Origin of the sequence: Bradyrhizobium sp. 17, from assembly GCF_023073515.1 — a bacterium.
Lineage (GTDB): Bacteria > Pseudomonadota > Alphaproteobacteria > Rhizobiales > Xanthobacteraceae > Bradyrhizobium > Bradyrhizobium canariense_D.
The window spans coordinates 1-651 of sequence record NZ_JADPJQ010000049.1 but is presented as its reverse complement, the minus strand read 5'-3'; the positions used below and the strand labels follow the sequence as shown (position 1 = coordinate 651).

The following is a 651-nucleotide window of genomic DNA, read 5'->3' as shown; positions in this document are numbered from 1 at the left end:
AGGCGGATTTGCTCGATGTGCCCGATACCGGGGAGCGGCCATTGGTGATCGAGGGCGCGGGCGGCCTGATGGTGCCGCTGAGCGGAGACACACTCTACATTGATGTCTTCGAGCGATGGAAGCTTCCAGTGGTGCTTTGCGCAAGCACAGCGCTGGGGACCATCAATCACTCGCTGCTGTCGATAGAGGCTCTCCGAAAACGTGAGATCCGCATTCTTGGGATGGCCTTCATTGGCGAAAGAAATGCTGAGACTCAGGTTGCGATTCGCGAGATGGGGCGGGTGCGCTGGCTAGGGCGATTGCCATGGCTTTCTCCCCTCACGGCAGACACGCTGCAGGCCGCATTCCAAGCCTCATTCCGTGCTGATGATTTCAATCCGTGATGCCGAAGACAAAGTCGCCGATCTGGCATCCGTTCACGCAACACGCGCTTCAAGGCGAAATGACAAAGGTTGTACGTGCTGATGGTGCTTATCTGCACACAGCAGATGGACGCCGTATTATCGATGCAATCTCATCCTGGTGGGTGGTAACGCACGGTCACTGCCATCCACATATTGTAAGCGCGATTCAGGAACAAGCCGGTAAGCTCAATCAGATCATCTTTGCCGGCTATACCCACGATGCGGCTGAGGAGCTTGCTGCGCAACT

At 56.4% G+C, this 651-nt stretch carries 2 protein-coding genes; both read left to right on the top strand.

Annotated features, from left to right (window positions below; translation table 11 throughout):
- A partial coding sequence (locus tag IVB13_RS08860) for an AAA family ATPase (RefSeq protein ID WP_247488452.1) occupies positions 1-383 on the top strand: 383 nt, incomplete at its 5' end.
- On the top strand, positions 383-651 hold a 269-nt coding region (locus IVB13_RS08855; protein WP_247488450.1), incomplete at its 3' end, for an aminotransferase class III-fold pyridoxal phosphate-dependent enzyme. The genes IVB13_RS08860 and IVB13_RS08855, both read left to right, overlap by 1 nt.